The sequence below is a fragment of the Mycobacterium sp. E787 genome, assembly GCF_001668725.1.
Classification (GTDB): domain Bacteria; phylum Actinomycetota; class Actinomycetes; order Mycobacteriales; family Mycobacteriaceae; genus Mycobacterium.
In genome coordinates this window covers 125,950-145,722 of record NZ_LZKL01000016.1, presented here as the reverse complement: position 1 = coordinate 145,722, position 19,773 = coordinate 125,950, and the positions used below count along the sequence as shown (strand labels likewise).

Below are 19,773 nucleotides of genomic sequence, written 5' to 3'. Positions count from 1 at the left end.
GACGGCGGGAGTTCGTGTCGCAGTAACGGGTGGTTACTCCTTCGTGCGGGATCCTGGGCCTGTACCGATAGGGGAGGAAGGCCGTGAGCATCGCGACCGAGCAGCGCGACGCACAGGCGATCCAGCTGTCGTTTTCGGGCCGGTTCCGGTTCGGGATCGACCAGTGGGCCTACCTGCCGTTCGAGGTCCCGTTGGGCGTGCAGCGAATCCGGGTCACCACGTCGCATGACCGCTTCGCGGTGGGCGGGCCGATCCGAAACGTGTTGGATCTGGGCATGTTTGGGCCGGCGGGTCACGACCTGGGCAATGCGGCCGGATTCCGGGGATGGTCGGGCGGCGCCCGCGACGGCTTTGAGATCTCCGCCGGCCACGCCACCCCGGGTTACCTGGCGGGGCGCATCGAGCCGGGCCTGTGGGCGGTGGCCCTCGGTCCGGTGGTGCTGAGCCCGTGGGGAATGGCCTGGGAGGCGCACGTCACCCTGGAACGCGGGCAGCCCGGCCCGGACAGCGGCCCGTTCGTCGCGTATCCGGCGCCGCCCGCCGGCCGAGCCGGCTGGTACCGCGGCGACCTGCACCTGCACACCGTGCACTCCGACGGCCAGCGCCATCCGGTTGAACTGGTGGCGGCCGCGCACGAAAGCGGGCTGGACTTCATCGTCTCCACCGACCACAACACCAACTCGGCCAACCGGGTGTGGCCGGCGTGCCGCGCCGGCGGGTTGTTGGTGATTCCCGGCGAGGAGGTCACCACCAGGCACGGGCACTGGCTCGCCGTCGGGCTGCCGCCGGGTGGCTGGGTCGATTGGCGATACGCGCCACGCGACGGGGTGTTCCCGCGCTTCGCCTCGGAGGTCCGCTCGGCCGGCGGGCTGGTTTTTGCCGCCCATCCCGCCGCGCCGGTGCCGGGGTCGTTGTGGGAGTTCGGTTTTGACCATGTCGATGGGCTCGAGGTGTGGAACGGCCGGTGGAACCTCGACGACGAGGTGTCGCTGCGCATGTGGCAGCGTCTGCTGTGTCAGGGCCGGCGCGTCGTGGCGGTCGGGGGCAGTGACTCCCACGCGCATGACCAGCCGGTGGGTTCGCCGCAGACGGTCGTGTACGCGCGGGAGCTGTCGACGCCCGCGTTGGTCGACGGGTTGCGCCGTGGCCGTTCGTATATCGCGCGATCACGTTCTGTCACAGTCGAATTCACCGCATCGTGTGCGGGTCGGGGAGCCGGTCCCGGTGAGACGCTGCGGGTGCCGCCCGAGGCGCCGGTGACCGTCACCGCGATGATCACCGGGGCCGCCGGGACGACCGCCGCCCTGGTCACCGCGGAGGGTTGCGTCGGCCGGGCGACGGTGCGCGGGCCGGCGCGGACCATGCTGCGGTGGGAAGTCGACGCCGCGTCGGCACGCTTCGCGCGCCTGGAGATACGAGAGGCGCCGCGCCGCCCGCTCGGCGCGATGGTCGCGCTGACGAATCCGGTGTGGCTGGCCTGAGCAAGGTCTTTCCGGGCCGGATCGTCAGACCGTAGTGTCGCCATTGGAAAGGCGCACTGGCACTCGATCATCCTCGGGGACTTGGGCATTCAGCGAGCGCAGTCGATTGAGCCCAATGCGTGCCTGACCGTTAGATCCGGGTGGGCCTGCGGCTGTGGCCGCCAATATCAGCGGACCGTTGTACACCACTTCGTGATCTTCACCAGACTGCCGAGACAACCGCAGGACGATGAGCGAGACGGCGGCCGCATGCGACGTCATTCGCAACGCAACTCCGCTGTTGCCATAGGTGCCCTTGATCTCCACAGGCTGTCGATCTGCGTTCACAACGGCGTCATGGCCTGGCGTGGATGGAGGCTTAAGCGTGATGTCGAACATGGCCTCGGCCGCGGCCTCAGCCAGCGATCCCACCAAATGACCATCTAACGGAAACTTGCGCCCCGGATGGAGTTCTTCTAGCTCGGCGATGATCTCGTGGAGACGACCAACGAGTTCCGCGGTCCTGGCGATGCGCTCTCTATATGGGTCGTTAGGGCTCAACAAGTGCTGATCCAGCCCGGCTAGTGGGAAGTGACCCCAGCCCCCCGACCGCTTGGACCGCTTGCCGAAGGCGTGCATGCCGATCCAGCAGCCAGTCGATCATTGCGGGCCAGCGTTCGACGTTAGCAACATCGTCGAACGGCGAGGTGATGTAGACGCGGGCGGCCTTTCGATCGGTCATCTCATCCCAGACCGCCTGCTCCCTTAGATCCTGTTCAAACGGACCTTTCTTTGCGAGCAGTGACTCGAAGCGAGCCCTGTTGACCGCTGGATCGGCGTCGTTGAAGTACAACTGAACGGCAAGACCGCTGCGTGTGAAGGCACTCGAGTAAACAACCCCGCTTGTGCCCGTGGCGAGGTCGTACCAAGAGTCGCGCGTTGATGTCTTTCGCCTCGTCCAGTCAGGGTGCTCGTTGACCACTCGAACGCGGAATTGCTCCCAAAAGTCCCAATAGAGCCTTGACCGCTCCGTGATCGTGCCGGCCGCCGTGGCAGCTTTGACGTGCTTCTCCCAGTCGTTGGGCTCGGCGACGAGCTTGAAGTTTGGTGCTGGGACGGAGTCCCCGATCTGTACGACTTCGATCTCGACGCCGAAGAAGCGTGTGCCGGGGTCAGTATGTTCGTTTAGCCAGTCCAGCGCCGCTCGGTGTTCGGGCCGAAAGCCGGTGGTAATCCAGACGATCGTCGTGGGATTTGTTCCTGCCGCGTAGGTAAGGATCTGACCGAGGTGGACGTGGTCCGACTGTGCCAGCTGGTTTTCGACGATGACCACGCTCTCATCAGAGAGGTCGTGTCCCAGAAGGTCCAGTGAGAAGTCGCCGACTGGATGTTCTGCGACTTTCAGCTCAAGTTCCATGCCGAGCAGGTCGCTGAGGACGTCGACGTTTTGCAGAAGCCAAGGTGTGAAGTCGTGCGCCTCGTGCACCCACACGGTGCGAGGCGGGACGGTAGTGAGTCGACCGAGGTTCGCGCTTGTCACAGAAGTTCCCCTAGTTAACCGAGCTGAGTTAGTTCAGGTCAGAGCCGCCGGTCGCAGCTCGTTGAGGTTGCCGTTGATCCGAAACAGCGTGCACTCGATGTCTTCGGCGCTGACGCGATTCCCGAGCTGGTGCGCACATTCGTGGACATCAGCGACATAGGCGGCATAGCGCGAAGGCCAGTCGCGTCGCCCCGACGCTTGCAGGCTGTCCCAGTTGAGCGATCGGAGGCTGTTCCATACCCGTTTATCTTGGACGAGGCAACACAACTGGGGTTTGAAGGAGCTTGCAGCCCATAGCCATTTGGTAAAGAACGGGGCTCGCAGACCAGGCAGCGTCCAGGCAGCGTATGCGTCGGCTGCGGCACCACGCTTGGCCAGGTCGGCCGTGTGCTCGAGTACCTGATCGCGGTCCCGATGCGTCAGCGCCCGAATTATGGGGTCGCGCATCCTTCCATTCGCGGTGCCGCGTCCCCACACGAGCGCCGTTATCAGCAGCGCCAGCCGCCGATCTGCCGAATCGGCGTCTTTGGCTAGGTTTCGGATCTGCCGACGCGTGACGGTCCCCGTCCCAATCGCCGAGAAGACATTGTTGGTGACATCATCATCTACGTCGGCAAGATCAAGCCACGAGCGCCAAGTCGAAGCGACATAGCGCACCGTCTGCCGGTCGGCGCAACCCGCAATCGCTTCCGCGTGCTGGGCCAACGGTTCGCATAAGCGCAGGGCCATCTCGGACATTATCCATCCCCCTGGGGAATCGCTGCAGAATTTGTACAGCACCCCTCGTGAGTATGGCGCAACGAGCCGGCGGCAATCTCGAAAATTTGCGGATCGGATTCCGAACGCAAGGGCGACGAGAGCGCGCGGCCTGTGGCCGGTCCATGGCGACGAGCCGTTGGCGTTATGTGAGCGCGCGACACGCGACCCTGATCAATGGTCTTGGTCGCGATCGACTTGTCGGAGTCGCTGCAGCTACGTTTCGATTCCCTGGCCTTTGGTTATCCCGACCCCGCAGGGGGCCACCCTTTCCGACAGGCGGGACATGGAGCTCCAAGGAACTCAGCCACCCGCTGCCGCTGTGATCGTGGGCGGCCGCGACGAACTGCGCGGCGTCCTCGGCCGCGGGGCGATGGCCGAGGTGCGTGACGGCTGGGACCTGAAGCTGAGCCGCCCGGTGGCGATCAAGCTGCTCGATCCGGGGTTGACGGCCCGGGCGGAGAGCCGTCCGCGGTTCGAGGCGGAGGCGCGGGCGGCCGCGCAGCTCACCGGACGACACGTCGTCGTGGTGCACGACGTCGGCGAGCACGGCGGGCTGCCGTTCATCGTCATGGAGCGGCTGCCGGGAGTGTCGCTGGCCGACCACATCGCGCGCGGGCCGCTGCCGTGGCGGTTCGTGCAGGTCGTCCTCTGTGGCGTCCTCGATGCTCTAGCCGAGGCGCACAACGTCGGCATCCTGCACCGCGACGTCAAGCCGGGCAACGTCTTGTTCACCGCCACGGGCGAACCCAAGCTCGCCGATTTTGGCATCGCCAGGACGGCCGGTGCCGCCTATACCCGGACCGGCGAGGTCGTCGGCAGCATGGCCTATATGAGTCCCGAGCGGCTGACGGCCAAGCCGGCCACGGTGGCCGACGACCTGTATTCCGTCGGCGTGGTGGGTTATGAGGCGCTATCCGGTCGGCGGCCGTTCCCGCAGGAGGATTTGGGCCCGCTGGCGCACGCGATCCTGTACGAGTCACCGCCGCCGCTTGCCGCGCTGCGCCCCGGTCTGCCGCCGGGCTTAATTGACACGATCGAACGCGCGATGGCGCGCGACCCGGCATGGCGGTTCGACCAGGCCGACGCGATGCGGGCCGCGATGGTCGGCGCTCCCGTCGTGCCCGCCCCCGTCCGCCCGCCGACCCGGGTGATGACGGCGCCTGTCCCGGCCTATACGCCCGCCGGCGCGCGCCTGGATCCGGACGGTCCCCGGCGCAAACTGTGGATCGCGGCGATTATCGCCGTCTTCGTTCTCGCGCTGATGCTGTTCGTGCTCGACGCGTCGTTCTCGTCATCGCCACCGATGCCGGCCGATACCACGACGCCGTTGCCGTCACCGACGACGACCTTGACCGCGACGCCCAGCAGCATCGTGGAGCCCTTGCCGCCACCCTCGCCGCCGCACCCGGGTCCCCCGGGCAAGAAACACAAAGGCCCAGGGGGCGACTGAGCTACCGTCCGCGTCGTATCCGGGACGGGTCGACGAGCCCGGACTGCACCAGCGCGTCGTCGATGAAGCGCTGCACCGGCCGCGAGCGGAAGAATCCGGTGTGACCGCCCGGGTACCACTGGATTTCGGGTTTGCCCCAGTGTTCCCAGAGCCGGGTGACTTGGTCGCGCGGGTGTACCAGCCGGTCGGCGAGGCCGGCGTAGATGAAGCGTCCCTCTTGCGGCACGCGCGGGGTCAGCGCCAGCGGCGAGATCATCCGGCCGAGGGGCTTGGCCGAGTTCATCGTGTGGCGCAGGGCGGCGTGGCCGCTGAGGCCGGCGTGGCGGCCGACCAGGTTCACCAGGTCGACGGCCGGCACGCCGAGGATCGCGCAGGTGAGGCCGTCGTCGAGGCTGGCGACCAGCGACGAGATCAGACCGCCGAGGGAGATGCCGTTGAGCCCGATCCTGGCGTCCGGCCGCTCTCCACGGATCCAGGTGATGAGTCGCCCGATGTCCCAGACCGACTGCGCGGCGCCGTGGACGTCGTCGAGCACGTCCTCGCTGGGGAACTTCGGTGCGCCGCGGGCTCGGGGGCCGTGCATGGGAAGGACGGGAAGCACGACGTTCAGGTCGAGGTCGCGGTAGAGGTGCCAGGCGTTGAACAGCATCGGGTCGAGCGCCGCCCGGCCCATCTCCGCACCGTGGATACAGATCAGCCAGGGCCGCGGCCGGCGGTGCCGGAACATCAGGGCGTATTCCCGGTTGTTGCCGCTGTAGCTCAACCACCGCTCGCGGCCCGGTTCGCCTTCATGTGGCTCGTACTCGCTGTCGAAGGACAGCCGCTCGTAGTTGCGTCCCATGCTGCTGACGCGCTTGACCGTGACGTCGGTCAGCGGTGGCGGCGGGGCAAAGAACCCTTCGGGGTTGTCGAGCCAGCCCTTGTCTTCGTAGAAGTCTTGTGCCGCAAGGACTTCCTCGTTGATCCGGCCCAGCGTATCGGCGTCGGGTGCGTGGCGTAGCAGGCTGAAGCCGGCCAGCAGGATTTCGTCGCGGAACGCCTGCGCCGCCAGTGCGATGGTGGGGCGGGCCACCGGTAGCTCGTCGGGCTGGCGATCCAAATAGGTGCCCCAGGCGCGGGCGTAGAAGCCGCCGGTTCGGGTGAACGGTCCTAGTGCTTGTGCCAAGGGGTTGGCGGTTCTGCGGCTGTCGGGCATCTAGCCCCGCTTGGTTCCCGGGGTGAAGGTGACCGGCAGCTTGCCCAGCCCCGTCATGCTCGGGTTGCCGAGGTATTGGTGGACGTTGTCGACGTCGACTTGGTAGTCGGGGATGCGGTCGAGCACCGCCTTGACCATCACCTCGGACATCAGCCGCGCGAGGTGCGAGCCGATGCAGCGGTGCGGCCCGAGCCCAAAGGCGAGGTGGCGGTTGGGTGTTCGGTCCAGGATGATCTCGTCGGGTTTTTCGAATTCGTTTTCGTCGTGGTTGGCGGAGAGCCAGCTGATGACGACTCTGTCGTTCTTGCGGAGGCGTTGGCCGTTGAGCTCGACGTCTTTCGTGACGGTGCGGCTCAGGGTTTGGTTGACCGAGAAGTAGCGCAGAAATTCGTCGGTGGCGGTGCGGTAGAGCTCGGGGTGGTCGATGAGTTGTTGGCGCAGTTGCGGGTGGGTGCCCAGGTGTTGGAGCGTCAGCGCGGTCTGCGAGGTGGTGGTGTCGACGCCGCCGCCGATGAGGTTCCAGAGGATGTTGAGCAGCTGTTCGTCGGTGAGGCGGTGGCCGTCGAATTCGAATTGGAGCAGGAAGCTGGTCAGGTCGTCTTTCGGGTTCGCTCGCCTGGTGGCCGCGTAGTCGAGGACGCCTTGCATCATTTCCGGGACCTTGGCGATGGCTTCGAGGTACTCCGGGCTGTCCTGCGGGACGGCCATGACGGAGTGGAAGAGGTGGGCGTAGAGGTGCCAGTTGTCGTACGGCAGACCCATCAGCTTCATGGTCAGGATCGCCGGCACCGGGCTGGCGTAGTCGAGCACCAGGTCCATGTAACCGTCTTCGATTTTCTGGTCGAGGAACTCGTGGGCCTGTTCTTCCATGAACGGCTTCAGCTTTTGCACGGCTCCAGGGGAGAGGAATGGAGCCAGCGCGTGGCGTAGGGCCAGGTGGTAGGGGCCGTCGATCTCGCCGATGCCCAGGGCCGGCTGGCCTTCGGGGCGCGGGACGCCCATCTCGCCCTGGTAGTCGACGCCGTCTTCGGCGTCGGGTTCGTATTTGTGGGCGAACGTGTCGCCGTCTCTTGCCGCCTGGCTTACCGCGGCGTAGCTGCTGAGGAACCAGAAGCCGTCGTAGTGCTCGTTCCACGCCACCGGACAGCGTTGCCTCAGGTCGGCGTTGATGGCCAGTTCGTTGAGGTTGAAGTCGTCGGAGTGGTGGTCGAAGTCGACCAGGGCGTCGTCGGTGACGTCGGGACGCGTTGTCATCTGGAAAGTCCTCCACCGCGACGGGAGCTCGGCTTTCTACACTATCTTTGCAATATTACGCCGTGGGTTCGTTGAGAAAGGCCGCGATGAGCAGTCACCGGACGACGTTCAACCATGTCGGATTATGTGTCTCCGATCGCGAGCGGTCGCGGCGGTTCTACGAGATCGTGCTCGGATTTCAGTTCTGGTGGGAGCTTGACCCACCCGACGGCCCCACCGCCAAGCTGGTGCAGCTTCCCGAGCCGCTCGGGGTACATGCGACCTATCTAGTGCGCGACGGCTTTGTCCTCGAACTCATGGACTACTCGAAGCGTCAAGTTCACGTCGGATCGGAACGCGTCATGGATCAGATTGGGCTGACGCACATCTCGTTTTCGGTGTCCGATCTCGCCGGCGCGTTGGAGAAGGTCAAGGAGTTCGGGGGAGCGGTGGTCGACGGGACGGTGACGGAAGCGATGGCGATGATTCGGGATCCGGATGGGCAGTTATTGGAGTTGCTTTCGGATGGGTGGTTGTCGGCATTGCCGCCTCGGCCTTAAGGTGGATTTGCTTCGAGGCGGGAGAAAGTCAGGCCGCTGGCAAAGGGCTCATAATCCGGTGGCCTCGGGTTCGAGCCCCGCCCGCCCCACTTCACAGGCGACTTTCTCTTCACCATGCTGCATACTCACCGGCTCCCTGGACACAGCCGTTACTTTCATCGCTGATCCTATGGGTGTGGCGCCGGCTCGCTGAGCCCTTGTCCCGGCGACACCGGGCAAGGTTCTGAGATTAACCACTCCGGGTGGCGATCCGCTGCAGCGAATAGCCTACGACCGCCGCCCTAAGGTAGGTCAATGAGCAGGTTGGCATCTCATGCGTCGTGAGGTCGTGGAGTCCCAGATCATCCACAGCATCGGTTATGACAAGCACCGCCATATTCTTGAGGTGGAGTTTCGGAACGGATGGATTTACGAATACGACAACGTTCCCGAACTGTTGTATCGCCAGCTCATGTCGGCGGACTCGCACGGCAAGTTCCTGCACAAGCACATAGTCGACTCGTTTGTCACTCGTAGAACCAAATGATCTAGCCGCTGGCCAAGCCGGTAGGGAGCGGCGAGGCGCAACGTGAAGCGTCATGAATGCGTCGAGGTGTGCTCCCATGGATGGATGAGTAGGGGCCACTCCTGGGCGACTTCGGACAGGGCACGCAATGTCATGCAAGGGAACCGCTCCAGAGACACCCGACCAGAGTTAGCCGTGCGTCGGCTGCTCTTCGCCGCCGGACTCCGCTACCGCGTGAACGTTCGGCCTGTCGTCGGGCTTCGGCGGACTGCCGACATCGTGTTCCCCAAAGCTCGGGTAGCCGTATTCGTCGACGGTTGTTTTTGGCACGGCTGCCCGCTTCACTACGTGCCTTCCAAGTCAAACCGTGATTACTGGAACCCGAAGATCGAAGCTAACTCGGCAAGGGACGCCGAAACAACAAGCCGTCTAGAAGATCTCGGCTGGCGAGTGCTGAGATTCTGGGCGCACGATCCCCCCGGCGACGTAGCAGCCCAGATCGTGGAGGTCGTCCGTGCGTCGAATACTACGACGAATCGACCGGCGGAAGCTGCGCCTGAATCCTGAACAGTTCTCTGTCCTCGGGTGTGATGTCGTCGTACTGCACCAGTTCGTAGTGCGCTTCCCTCACCACCACCAGCTCTTCATTCTGGACTGCCAACTCGAATAGCGCGATCACCGATCCCATGAACTGCGCCGCGATGGGCCGACCAACCAAATCGGGGAACTTGTTCTTGCAAACCTCGACATCCTGCTCGATCTGGGTGAGGCCGATCACGTCATTTCCGCCCTTAGCCTGGACGGGGAGCACGTACTGCACGCCGTGCGTATCCACCGCGAGATATATCTCGTCGACTTCCACCTGTCCCATCGAGGGCACCGTTGTCCGAAGGTGATTCTGTAGCGAGTACGCGGTCAGACCGAGAAATGTGTCGATCAGCCGGTTGTATCGCACGAGTGCGAGAACCGCCTGCTCGTCTCCAAGAGCGTTGGCGCGGATAATTTCCGGCGTTGCATCGGGCACCTTGGTGACCACCAAAGTCGGCGATGGGATCACTACCGTTTCGGAGACGGCGCAGAATTTATACCGCCCGCGCCCATCTCCACGGATGATCCACTGCTTGCCCGCTGGCGCCTTCGCGTCGATGGCGTTCGGCATAGAGCCTCGGTACCTGAATGTGTAGATTACGTCCCCGTAGTTCGCCGGTCGGTCCAGTCCGAGGGCATCCGCTGCGTCGGGTATGTCCTGGCGTGGGAAGGAGACTTCAGCGTCACCCTCGACATATCTGTTGCCAAAGATGTGCGAGATGATCCTGACGTAGGTGCCCGACTCTCGGGGCGTCCTTCTAGGCATCGGGACAGTTCACTTTCGATCTCGCTGCGGGATTACCCGGTCCTCTATGCCGAAATGGCGCTCGGCCTTGCCCGCGTTGTAGGAGAGCAGTTTCTCATCGCGATCTTCGTCGAGGATTCTTCCCACTGTTCGGACCACCTTGTCGGCGTCGAGCAAGCTCGCCGCTACAGCCCGCGCCAATGGGGGAGGAACGCTGTTCCCAATCTGCCGGAACCCATGCCACTTCGTCATGTGGAACCTGAACCAGTCAGGGTATCCGTGCAATCGTGCGGCCTCACGCACCGTGATCACCCTTGGCAAGGTGGGATGGATCGGTCGCGGCGATGTGTACGCACCTCGGTCCGAGGACGTGCCGGCCCGAAGTGTATTGGAGATGCCTTCAGGGTGCAGGCGCAGAAAACGGCTCACCGGCTCCACAGTGCCGGGTTTGGTCTTTGCAAAGCGTGTCTGTGATAGTGCCGTGTGCTCTGTGCGCATCGACGAAGTCAGCAGCTTCTCGTCAAAGACGCGGAGATGTGAGAAGTCGGTCGGTTCCCGCTCAATCCCGCGCAGAGGGGCGGCGTAAGCCGAAGGCTTGCCGAACTTGGCGATGACTGAGTCTCCGTTGATGAGCTCGTCAAACTCGTCGGCGTCCGGCAAGTCGCCGATAGCATCCCACACCGTGGGCGATAGCGGCAGAAATCCCTGCTGCGCCACTCCGCGCATGCTGCCAGCGGTATGCGTAGGAGTTGGGTACGACGGCAGGTCGACATCGCTCCTAGCGCCAATCAGAAACAGGCGACGCCGCGACTGGGGTACTCCAAATTCCGCAGCTTGGAGCACGCGATACGGCGTGAGAACCCGGTATCCGGCGTCGTCGAAAAGGTCGACGACCTCGTCAAGAAACTTCCGATGGTTGCCAACGGTCAGGCCAGCAACGTTTTCGAGGACGAAGTAGCGCGGCTGCAGCTCTAGAACGAGGCGCGCAAACTCCATTACCAGTTGGTTGCGCGGGTCGTCCAGCGCCCGCTTGCCTATGAGAGAGAACCCCTGGCATGGGGCACCTCCGACAACCGCATGCAGCTCTGAACAGTCGAGAGCCGACTTGGACCTAATCTCTTGAGCGGTCACGGTGCCTACATCCCGGCAGAAGGTAGAGCTGTACGGGAAGTTGTACTCATGCACGGCGGCGTGGACCGGATCCAATTCAACGGCGGCGGCTATGTCGTAACCCGCCTGTTCGAGGCCAAGGGATAAACCACCGGCACCGGCGAATAGATCGACTACGAGGGGCCGTTCAGCGTGCTTAGCAAGCATCTTGCGGATGATAGACGGGACCGCTGACAGACTCCGATAGACTCGCCGCTCCCGCCGCCATGCTCTCTTGCTCATTGCAACAGGTTTGCGGCTCGCGGCTCTGACAGGCTCGGCTTCATCGGCGACGCACCAGGTCATCCCCCTAACTCGACCGTGACGTGCGGCCTTAACGGCCAGTAGAGTGAGGTCAATCCGCTGTTAGCGTGCCTTTATGGAGCCGGACAGGAGTGGTATGAGCAATGGACCCCAAAGGGGCGAAGAAGCGAGTGTGGCGGTCGGGCGTGCGGTTCGACTGTCCCGAGTGTGGAAAGCTGTGGCGCGATGACGAGCATGCTGAACGCTTGCTCGCGCAGTGCCCGGCGTGCCAGGGAGATCTGCGCTTAGTTGGCATGGGCGAGCGCATTGTTGAGTTTGCGCGTTGGTATCGGTGCACGAACTGCAGCCACCTATTCATGCGACGCCGAGGTGAGATCGTCCAAACCGGACCTCGTTCTGGGTTCGCCGATTATGCATGAACCGCTGCTCGGTAGCCGGGGAGCGAGCGGAGCTGAGCGTAAGCCGTAACGGCCGTTCATTGTGCGCCGCCGTGCGCCTCACCACCGCTAAGGAGGATCAATGAATATCGACTACCGAGTGCTTGAGGCGTTGGACCTGAACTGGCCAAAACACAGCGAACTGCCAGATGGATCGGACCCGAGGGAAGTGTCGCTGGCATCGGTTCGTGACCTGGCGCAGCATCTTGGCGTCTCAGAGTCGACGATCCGGTCATCGATTCAGCGGCTGAAGAAGGCAGCCCTGGTGACGGAATACCAGTTGCGCGATATGGACAACGGCGTCCGGCGGTTGTATTTCGCGAAAGCACAACCGGAGGAGCCGCTGACCGTAGCGGACCTGCTTACGGCAATGTTTGAAGGTCGCGTCGGGAGCAAGGGCGGCGACGACCTGGACTGACGAATTGCTTTCTCCTATCGCCGCTTCCGCGATGCAACCCAGTCGAGTCCGTCAGGTTTGGAAAAATAGTTGCTCCGACCGATTCTCCTGGGAACGATCTCGCGGCGCATCACGGCGTACTTGATTGAGCGTCGGGTGACCGGCAGATCTTCCTCGTAGCGCAGGTACTCATACAACTGCTGCTCAGTGAGGTTGGGCTTGTCGAGGTCGCTGAGATACCCCACATCCGGGAATGTAGCTTGTCATCGACCTGACAAACACTGAATCTCTGCACCCCGCTTGAGTTTGGCGACGCGCGGGCACTAGGCGCATCTCTCCGATGAGCTCTTTAGGACAGCGAGTCGAGGCCGGATCGGAGCGTTATCCTGCTTCTGCTTTATGAGATGTCGTCGTCAAACTCCGACTGGATTACACGCCAACCCCAAGCTCGTGGGTGGCTCGGATGACGAAGCGGCTGGCGCTACCCGCGCTGGTAAGAGCGCCTCCTCTTGCGGAGGCCCCACGACGGGACCTGCTATGACCGCTCCGCGAAGCACAACAACGGCTATTCGGGACAACGATTAATACACTCAACTCGTCCAGGCGGTGGAGGAGGCGCTTGGGAAGCATACTGGGACGGCCTTTTTCCGCCGCGCTTGGTAACTTCTTGGATCAGCTTTAAGGGTTGTCGACCGGCGTGAATGTCGCCCCGGCTTTGGGACCAGCGCGGAGTCCTTCGCTACGCATACGAATCGGTCCACGGCAACGATCCAGCGGCCTGGGCCGCCAGACATCCCGGCGTGGTTCTCGACGCGGTGCAGTGGATCGCGCAGGCGGCATGCATCGGCTGCAACTGGTTCGACGCTATAGGTTACGACATGCGCGGCCGCCTCCCGGAAGCTGCTGAGAATGCACGACGCCACCAAGTCTCAAACGGCTTATTCCGCCCACGACATGGCGGCGAGACTTAGAATCATCGACCCCGCAGAGGCAGCTGATTCGATCACAAACCGAGCCGGCGGAATGTCGTTGAGGACACCTGACATCTCGCCCGCACGTATAGTCCACCGACTGCCAACGGCATCCCATGAATCAGGTTGGCCACCCGCGCATTCCGTCGCGAATCCTGGCCATGGCGATGGTGTCGTCCTCGTTGTACGACAGCAGCCACGCCTTTGCGATCACTTCGGAGGGGTCGACCGAGGTTTGCATTGCCGACAGGTAAGTCTGCGAGATTGCACCCCCCGCGTCCTCGACACGCCAGTGGAACTCGAACAACGGCGCAACGTTCTTGATGCTGGTTCCATGCAAGGCGGTGAAGTGTTCCTTAAACACCTTCTCAAGGTCGATGAACACACCTTCGTCTGCGTCTTCCTCTTCGCCTCGTTCATGTTCGCCGATCAGGTCGCGCACGGCATCTGAGCCGAGGTTGCGCTTCAGATTCGACCACTCCGGGTGCGACCAGTGGAACACCCGAAGTGTCGCACCGCGTGCTTCAGCGATAGCCCGCTGCTCGCGTAGCTATTGCGAGAACCGCTCGGCGAGCGCGTATTCCGATTTCGGGTCCAGCGGCTCCCAAACGGTGAAGTCGGGACTGTAGACGGCCGTGGCGTCGTCGGTGCCTCTACGAACACGAGCTCCCCACATATAGACGCGGTTGTTCTGGTCCGACTCGACGTCCACGTCGATCTCCACGCTTGCCGTCGGAATCTTGAGCAGGCTGTCAGCAGAAGGCCAGAACTCGATCCCGTCGCGAATCATTGCGGCACGTTCGACTGCGGCGGCAAGACGTTTGCGGATCTGGTCGGGGCTATGGTGGGTGAGTTCCACAGCGTAAGCGGCGAAAAACGTTGCGTCCTCGATGCTTACCTCGGCCAGATCTTAATGTCGTGGTGATGCCCATCGAGCGCAATGTAAGCCACTGCCGAATGTCCAACCTGCCGACCGTGATTGCCGAAGAAGGATCTTCTCTCGTCTTTTCGGCACACGGAGTCTTGTAGGGGCAGGACCAACACTCGGCCTGTCCTATCGGTGTGACTAGCGGCCGTGGGTCGCCAGGGCTACCGACGATTCAAGAGTCCCCATGCGCGACCTTTACGCGAAATGCATTCTCGTGGTCGTAACGTTCCAGCACTGAACGCTTCGCCTTGCCGCGGCGCCGTGAGTACGTAGAGCCGACTGGCTCGGCAAGGTAGTGCTAAGCCAGCACAAGTTCCGCTGGGATTTCCGGCACGATTCTCACCTGGTTCGTTCCGATGATCGCCCCAATCAGCAGCTCGTCGACGGGGTGATAGCCGCATGATTGCAGCATCCGCGTGTAGTGAGCCCACTGCATAGCGTCCTCGAACCAGTGTGATGTTGCGGTCGTCAACGCGCTCACCGTCCGCCGACCACATCCAGTCACTGGACGCAGGCGCATACAGTCCGCGCCGGGTTGGCCACCAAAACCTCCGGGCCCGACGAGGAAAGTGCCCGGGTGATGCTGATCGACCACTTCGCTCCTCAGGTTGATCCGGTGGCCGGGGGGCGCGATTGGCTGGTGACCAAGGACCACGACGGGCTGTACCGATGATCTCCAAGGGCCGTCGACCTTCAGGTAATACCTGGTCACCTGTCAGGTTGACGCCAGCTAAATCCGCTGGCAGGCTGGTCTGATCCTACGTCAGGCCGCCCACAGTGCGGATTACCTGAGCGGGGAACTTGAAGGAGGCTATTTTGTCGACTCCGGAATTCGTCCAACCCACCGCCGAAGAGCTGGGGGCCGACGACGAGCAAGTCAAGGAAATCTGTGACCAGGCCCTGATCAATGTGGGCTGGTGCACGCGCATCCAGGGCATCCTGCAGCCCTATGCGCAGGCCGCCAAGGAAGCGGTGTTCACGGCGGTCGTCGCCAATCACCAGGTGGACACCGAGGAGGAGATCGAGACCTCCAAGGCGTTCTCGATGGCCGAGTTGTACGGCGAGCTGATGCCCAACGGGCCGCAGTTCGATAGCCGCGACATCAACGAGCAGACCGCCGCGCTGATCCTGATGCAGGACCTGTGGGGCTACACGACCGGCTCGGTCAGCGGCTACGTGCAGCGCGGGTTGGAGGAAGAGAAGCTGGTGTTGTGCGAGGCAACCACCATGCGACCGTTTTTCAACCCGGTGGTGCGCCGCAAGGAGTCCAAGAAGACTCAGGTGCGTTTTGCTAGCTCAAACCACGGTTTGGTCTTGAAGTACTACTGCGCTCCGGCCGGGACGAAGTACGTCAAGGCAGCCAAGCGCTACCAGGCCCAGCTGGACATGGTGGTTAACCGCCAGCCCGCGATTCGGGCCGAGCTGACCGCCCAGGCGGCCAAGTTCCTGGGTGAGGCCAGGAAAGAGGTCCCGTTGGCGGTGCCCAGCAAGGCGGCGCAGACGGCGCTCAACTCGGGCGAGAACGGCTAATGGCCCCAGCGAAAGGGAAGGGGCGCGGGAAACCGCGCCCTTTTCCCACTGACACGATGAGCCGGTCCCGCAAAGTCACCGACGAGCTGAAGGCGGCGGTGACGGCGCTGGTCACCGAAGGCAAGCCGGTCAAACGCGCCGAGCTGGCGGCGCAGTTCGGGGTGGGGCAGAACACCGTGCAGCGGGTGCACATCTGGGCCCGCGACACGCTGGCCGCGAAGAGCCTGACCACCGAGCAGAAAATCGAGAAGGCCTGGGAGTTGGTCGAGGACCGCGAGGTGTGGGCGGGCGTGAAGAAGCGGATGGCCGCCGACGCCAAGTCCCGGGCGGCGAGGAATCTGGGCCTGATGGACCGCGAGCTGAAGACCCGGGAGAACACGTTACGGCGTGAGCGTACGGCACGGGAGCGGGCCCTGGATCCCTATTCGTCAATCCTGAAAGGCCAACAGGACCTGAACCTGGCCGCGCAGACGGTGCGACTTATCGGGGAATTCCTGAGCCGCGATCCCTACTGGAAGGAAAACGCCGAGCCGCTGCTCAAAGAGCTGGACAGCGTGGAGCAGGCGGTCGCCGACGTCAAGGCCCTGCACGCGCCCGAACCCGACGACCCGACGGTTATCGACGTGGAGTCTTGGGAGGATCCTGGGCGAGCACTCGAATAGTTCTCAGCGCAGCGCCTCATCAAGCGCGAGGGTGGGCCTCTCCAAACAAGGCCCACCCTCGTTGTGCATGGGAGGCTAGCAGCTGGAAGGAGCATCGTGGGTAGCCGTATCGTCCGCAGACCGTCAACAGTAGGCCGTCCACAACGGCGGCCTGTCCCAGCAGCACGGTGTTGAGATGCGCGATGAGCGGCTTCGAGGGGAATGTGTACGGGTCCGGTAGCAGCAGGTGCAGATCGTACGCGGCCTGGTCGAATCGGTAACCCGCGAGCAGCCCACCCGAGCCGCTGGGGATCAGGTTCATCCGGAACGTCTCGGCGAACAGGCCGGACGCCAGTCACACCGCTACAGCGGGCTCGTCCTCCACCTCTTGGCGGCCGGCGACGATCGCCCGGGCGACGCAACCAATCAAGGCCGGCGCCTCGACCGTCCGCTGCACGGCGTCGAGGACCGCCACGGCCTTGTCGGTGTGTGCTCGGGATCCGAATATCACGGCCAGCGACGGCGCCTCACCGGCGAGCTCGTCGCGCGCGTGCGCTGGCGGCCTCCGCCGAGGCCTTCCTCTCGTCGGGCGCAGTGGAAACCCCGACTGCAATGCGCACCCTTCCATGATGCGCCGCCTCGGCTAGCCTGACCTCGGACTCCGATAAGTCCACGAGAGGCGTCGATGACGGGAAAGGGGAAGACAGACATTGGGGTGACCGGTCTGCATGCCATCGGCCGAGGCGTGGATCGCCCCGAACACGTCCTGGTGGCGAGCGACGGCCGGGTGTTCGCCTCCGACAAGGCCTCGGCTGTCGCAGAAATCATCGATGAGAACACCGTTCGGCGTATGGGTCACGCGGACGGCGAGCCGAACGGGATCGCGATCGATCGCAACGGCCACTTCCTGATCGCCAACTGGGGCCTGGGTGTGCTGCAGGACCTCGACCCGCAGACCGGCGCGATCGAAGTGATATTAAGCGGACACCTTGATGGGCGTCCGCTCCGATGGTTGAACTTTGTTCTGGTGGATTCCGTTGGGGCGCTGTGGTGTTCGGTGAGCACGATGGCCGACGACCTCCTCGACACCATCGCCCGCGGCACCGCCGATGGGTTTCTCTTCCGGGTCGCACCGGATCGCCGATCGGCGCATGTGGTCGCCGATGACGTGAACTTCCCGAACTGCATGGCGTTGGATCGTAACGAGGACTACCTGTATGTGGTCCGCACGGTAGCCGCTGACGTGGTGCGGTTCCCGATCCGCGGCGAAACACTCGGCCCGGCAGAGCGATTCGGGCCGCCGCTGGGCGGCCGGCGCCCCGACGAGTTCGGTCCCGACCAGGCCCGGTTGATGGCTGACCCAGAAACAAGCCGCCGGTGGGGGATGGCCGACGGCTGTGCGTTCGACGCCGAGGGAAACCTCTGGGTGACACTGGTTCTCGCCAACAGGATCGTGGCGATCAGCCCGGACGGGCGGGCGACAACCGTGATCGAAGACCCCGACGGCACGCTGTTGAGCGGCCCGACCAGCATCGCCTGGGGCGGCCACCACATGCGCGACATTTACATCGGCTCAATCGCGACGCCGTACGTGCTCAAGGGCAGGAGCTCGGTGCCGGGCCTGCCGCTCATCCACCAGCGCTAGCCCGACGGCCCGGGCCGCATGAAGTCGGGCAGAGCGTCGTCCGGGTTGGACGGGATCCTCGATGCGGACAGGTCCCATAGTTGCCGAATGGTGGCACCGCCGTCGACGACGAGCGTCTGACCGGTGATTCGGGCGGCCAGCTCGGAGGACAGGAACAACGCGGCGTTGGCGATGTCATGCGCGCGGGGCGCCGCCAGTGGATTGATTCCGTTGACGGCGTACTCGTTTGGCGGCTGGTCCTCGTTGCCGGTGCCCACGTTGCCGGGCGCGACGGCGTTGGCGCGGATGCCGTACCGTCCCAGTTCGTCGGCGAAGGTCTTGACGAGCGAGATGACGCCGGCCTTGGCGGCGCCGTAGGCGGCGTGGTAGGTCGCCGCCGCGATGCCGTCGACGGAGGCGATCGCCACCAGCGACCCACCGCTGCGCTGCGCGATCATGTACCTCCCGACGGCTTGGAACAGGTAGAACACCTGGGTCAGGTTGTAGTGGATCGCCGCGTCCCACAACTGGGTGCTGGTCTCCTCGACCTTCGACCAGGTGGCACCGCCGATGATGTCGACGCACACGTCGACCCCGCCCAGCGCCGCGACGGCGTCGTCGATCGCCCGACCGACCTGCACGGGGTCGGTCATGTCGGCGACGATCGGGACGGCCTTGCCTCCCCGGCCGGCGATCTCGTCGACGATGCGATGCGCGCGCTGCTCGTCGATGTCGATACAGGCCACCATCGCGCCCGCCTCGGCGAGGGCCAGCGACGTGAACCAGCCATGGCCCGCGCGCTCCGGGATGTAGCCCGCACCCGACACCACGGCGCGCTTGCCGGATAGTCCCAAATCGATCACGACCGACCTCCCTTGCGCCCCAACCAGTCAGCCTCGGACCGGTGCTGGCCGACGGTCGTACTGGTGGAGTATTGAGACAGCCTCGACCGGTGTCAATTACCGGAACTTGTTGGATGCAAGCGTCGGACGGGCCGGACCACCTCGTGGCTTACCGCGGCTCCTGATCGGCGGAACGCTGCATCGGTTGCCAGTGGCCTTCAGGTTGCGCGAGGCGGTCGGCGATCACGTAGAGGGTTTCGAGGCTGTGCCCGTATCCGCAGTGGCTGCCATGGACTTCGATGTTTTCGGTGCGCGGCGCGGGCAGGCTGGTGCAGCATTGCCAGGCCACGACGCCGTCGGATTTGCTGTAGATGCAGGTGGTCGGCACGGTCAACGGCTGCTCGCGCCTGATGCGGCCGGCTTCCGAGACGACCGCGGTGGCGCTCGGGCCGCGGTTGAGCAGCCGCCACATGCGCCAGGCGTGGTTAGTACGGTGGTCGCCGCGGAATGGGGAACCCAAGGTGATCACCGACCGCACATCCTCGGGGAATGCGCGGGCCAACTCGCGGGCATAGATGCCGCCGGCGCTCCAGCCGATGATGCTGACCCGCCGCCCGTGGCGCGACTTTAGCTGGTGAAGACGCGCCGGCAGCTGGTCGTTCATGGTGGGCCGGTACCCCAGGTTGACACCGAGTCGCCAGTCGTGAGCGTGATATCCCAGCTGGCGCAGGACGCTGCGCAGGAACTGTGTTGATCGCGCACCGGCCAGAAACCCGGGAATCACCAGCACGGGGTGTCCGTCGCCGTGGGGCCAGCGGGCAATTACTTCACGGGACAGCTGCGCCACCAGGTATTCGGAAATGGCCCGCAGTTCTCCGGCGCGCAGCAGGTTGCCCGGAGCAGTCGCGCCGACGGCATCGGGCACGCCAGCGGCTTCGGCCGCTCGATCAAAAGC

Annotated in this window: 22 protein-coding genes, 1 pseudogene and 1 riboswitch; of the genes and pseudogenes, 10 read left to right on the top strand and 13 right to left on the bottom strand. The window is 64.0% G+C overall.

Annotated features, from left to right (window positions below; genetic code table 11):
• The first annotated feature begins 83 nt into the window (after positions 1 to 83).
• Positions 84 to 1,481 carry a CehA/McbA family metallohydrolase gene (locus tag A5705_RS02850; RefSeq protein ID WP_068275231.1) on the top strand — a complete coding sequence of 466 codons (1,398 nt, stop codon included), beginning with the start codon at positions 84 to 86 and terminating at the stop codon, positions 1,479 to 1,481.
• Between the two features lie 24 nt (positions 1,482 to 1,505).
• Here the strand turns inward: A5705_RS02850 and A5705_RS26910 are convergent, their stop codons facing one another.
• Genes A5705_RS26910 through A5705_RS02840 form a run of 3 tightly spaced genes read right to left on the bottom strand, consistent with a single transcriptional unit; the run spans position 1,506 to position 3,738 of the window.
• A complete protein-coding gene (locus tag A5705_RS26910; protein WP_231982351.1) occupies positions 1,506 to 2,021 on the bottom strand; it encodes a hypothetical protein in 516 nt (171 codons plus the stop codon).
• Positions 2,011 to 3,000 (bottom strand): DUF4268 domain-containing protein, encoded by a 990-nt coding sequence (locus A5705_RS02845; RefSeq protein WP_068275227.1) that lies wholly within the window; start codon positions 2,998 to 3,000, stop codon positions 2,011 to 2,013. The genes A5705_RS26910 and A5705_RS02845 overlap by 11 nt, the downstream gene beginning before the upstream one ends.
• 33 nt (positions 3,001 to 3,033) lie before the next feature.
• A complete protein-coding gene (locus tag A5705_RS02840; protein WP_068275224.1) occupies positions 3,034 to 3,738 on the bottom strand; it encodes a hypothetical protein in 705 nt (234 codons plus the stop codon).
• A gap of 304 nt (positions 3,739 to 4,042) precedes the next feature.
• Between A5705_RS02840 and A5705_RS02835 the strand changes: the two genes are divergently transcribed.
• Positions 4,043 to 5,209: a serine/threonine-protein kinase gene (locus A5705_RS02835; RefSeq protein WP_068275221.1), complete on the top strand. Its 1,167-nt coding sequence runs from the start codon at positions 4,043 to 4,045 to the stop codon at positions 5,207 to 5,209.
• 1 nt (position 5,210) lies between these two features.
• Here A5705_RS02835 and A5705_RS02830 read toward each other — a convergent pair whose 3' ends face one another.
• Positions 5,211 to 6,404, bottom strand: coding sequence for a S9 family peptidase (locus A5705_RS02830; RefSeq protein WP_068275217.1), 1,194 nt, complete (start codon positions 6,402 to 6,404; stop codon positions 5,211 to 5,213).
• Entirely contained in the window at positions 6,405 to 7,658 is a 1,254-nt protein-coding gene (locus tag A5705_RS02825) for a cytochrome P450 (RefSeq protein WP_068275212.1), read from the bottom strand.
• Positions 7,659 to 7,744: 86 nt separating this feature from the next.
• On the opposite strand from A5705_RS02825, the gene A5705_RS02820 reads away from it, so the two are divergent.
• The 3 genes from A5705_RS02820 (at position 7,745) to A5705_RS26905 (ending at position 9,269) form a co-directional block, all read left to right on the top strand.
• Positions 7,745 to 8,197, top strand: coding sequence for a VOC family protein (locus A5705_RS02820; RefSeq protein ID WP_068275209.1), 453 nt, complete (start codon positions 7,745 to 7,747; stop codon positions 8,195 to 8,197).
• Positions 8,198 to 8,510: 313 nt separating this feature from the next.
• Positions 8,511 to 8,723 (top strand): KTSC domain-containing protein, encoded by a 213-nt coding sequence (locus tag A5705_RS02815; protein ID WP_068275203.1) that lies wholly within the window; start codon positions 8,511 to 8,513, stop codon positions 8,721 to 8,723.
• An 84-nt stretch (positions 8,724 to 8,807) separates the two neighbouring features.
• Positions 8,808 to 9,269, top strand: coding sequence for a very short patch repair endonuclease (locus A5705_RS26905; RefSeq protein ID WP_082956264.1), 462 nt, complete (start codon positions 8,808 to 8,810; stop codon positions 9,267 to 9,269).
• Here the strand turns inward: A5705_RS26905 and A5705_RS02810 are convergent.
• A complete protein-coding gene (locus tag A5705_RS02810) occupies positions 9,229 to 9,861 on the bottom strand; it encodes a hypothetical protein (RefSeq protein ID WP_197521231.1) in 633 nt (210 codons plus the stop codon). The two genes, A5705_RS26905 and A5705_RS02810, sit on opposite strands and share 41 nt — an antisense overlap.
• A 204-nt stretch (positions 9,862 to 10,065) precedes the next feature.
• Entirely contained in the window at positions 10,066 to 11,352 is a 1,287-nt protein-coding gene (locus tag A5705_RS02805) for a DNA cytosine methyltransferase (protein WP_068275195.1), read from the bottom strand.
• A 615-nt stretch (positions 11,353 to 11,967) separates the two neighbouring features.
• Between A5705_RS02805 and A5705_RS02800 the strand changes: the two genes are divergently transcribed.
• Positions 11,968 to 12,303 (top strand): HTH domain-containing protein, encoded by a 336-nt coding sequence (locus tag A5705_RS02800; RefSeq protein WP_082956262.1) that lies wholly within the window; start codon positions 11,968 to 11,970, stop codon positions 12,301 to 12,303.
• A gap of 14 nt (positions 12,304 to 12,317) precedes the next feature.
• On the opposite strand, the gene A5705_RS02795 is transcribed toward A5705_RS02800, so the two are convergent.
• The 3 genes from A5705_RS02795 to A5705_RS02785 form a co-directional block, all read right to left on the bottom strand.
• A complete protein-coding gene (locus A5705_RS02795) occupies positions 12,318 to 12,527 on the bottom strand; it encodes a hypothetical protein (protein ID WP_068275187.1) in 210 nt (69 codons plus the stop codon).
• A 150-nt stretch (positions 12,528 to 12,677) separates the two neighbouring features.
• A riboswitch (SAM riboswitch) is annotated at positions 12,678 to 12,788 on the top strand.
• A gap of 586 nt (positions 12,789 to 13,374) precedes the next feature.
• Positions 13,375 to 13,755, bottom strand: coding sequence for a ribonuclease H-like domain-containing protein (locus tag A5705_RS02790; RefSeq protein WP_068275185.1), 381 nt, complete (start codon positions 13,753 to 13,755; stop codon positions 13,375 to 13,377).
• 48 nt (positions 13,756 to 13,803) lie between these two features.
• Positions 13,804 to 14,112, bottom strand: coding sequence for a hypothetical protein (locus A5705_RS02785; RefSeq protein WP_156763013.1), 309 nt, complete (start codon positions 14,110 to 14,112; stop codon positions 13,804 to 13,806).
• A 604-nt stretch (positions 14,113 to 14,716) separates the two neighbouring features.
• Between A5705_RS02785 and A5705_RS27645 the strand changes: the two genes are divergently transcribed.
• From A5705_RS27645 to A5705_RS02775, 3 genes are all read left to right on the top strand, one after another.
• The gene (locus A5705_RS27645) at positions 14,717 to 14,854 is read left to right on the top strand and encodes a hypothetical protein (protein WP_156763012.1); all 138 of its coding nucleotides are present in this window, start codon (positions 14,717 to 14,719) and stop codon (positions 14,852 to 14,854) included.
• A 143-nt stretch (positions 14,855 to 14,997) separates the two neighbouring features.
• Positions 14,998 to 15,711, top strand: a complete 714-nt coding sequence (locus A5705_RS02780) for a hypothetical protein (protein ID WP_068275178.1) — start codon at positions 14,998 to 15,000, stop codon at positions 15,709 to 15,711.
• A 56-nt stretch (positions 15,712 to 15,767) separates the two neighbouring features.
• A complete protein-coding gene (locus A5705_RS02775; RefSeq protein WP_068275176.1) occupies positions 15,768 to 16,373 on the top strand; it encodes a hypothetical protein in 606 nt (201 codons plus the stop codon).
• Positions 16,374 to 16,515: 142 nt separating this feature from the next.
• On the opposite strand, the pseudogene A5705_RS28375 reads toward A5705_RS02775, so the two are convergent.
• Positions 16,516 to 16,972 (bottom strand): annotated as a pseudogene (locus tag A5705_RS28375) (FIST N-terminal domain-containing protein); the annotation flags it as partial.
• Between the two features lie 95 nt (positions 16,973 to 17,067).
• Here A5705_RS28375 and A5705_RS02765 point away from each other — a divergent pair.
• Positions 17,068 to 17,997: an SMP-30/gluconolactonase/LRE family protein gene (locus A5705_RS02765; RefSeq protein WP_068275171.1), complete on the top strand. Its 930-nt coding sequence runs from the start codon at positions 17,068 to 17,070 to the stop codon at positions 17,995 to 17,997.
• Here the strand turns inward: A5705_RS02765 and A5705_RS02760 are convergent.
• Complete coding sequence (locus A5705_RS02760) at positions 17,994 to 18,839, bottom strand: SDR family NAD(P)-dependent oxidoreductase (RefSeq protein ID WP_068275168.1); 846 nt, start codon at positions 18,837 to 18,839, stop codon at positions 17,994 to 17,996. The genes A5705_RS02765 and A5705_RS02760 overlap by 4 nt on opposite strands.
• Before the next feature lie 148 nt (positions 18,840 to 18,987).
• Positions 18,988 to 19,743 carry a triacylglycerol lipase gene (locus A5705_RS02755; protein WP_068275165.1) on the bottom strand — a complete coding sequence of 252 codons (756 nt, stop codon included), beginning with the start codon at positions 19,741 to 19,743 and terminating at the stop codon, positions 18,988 to 18,990.
• Between the last annotated feature and the right edge of the window lie 30 nt (positions 19,744 to 19,773).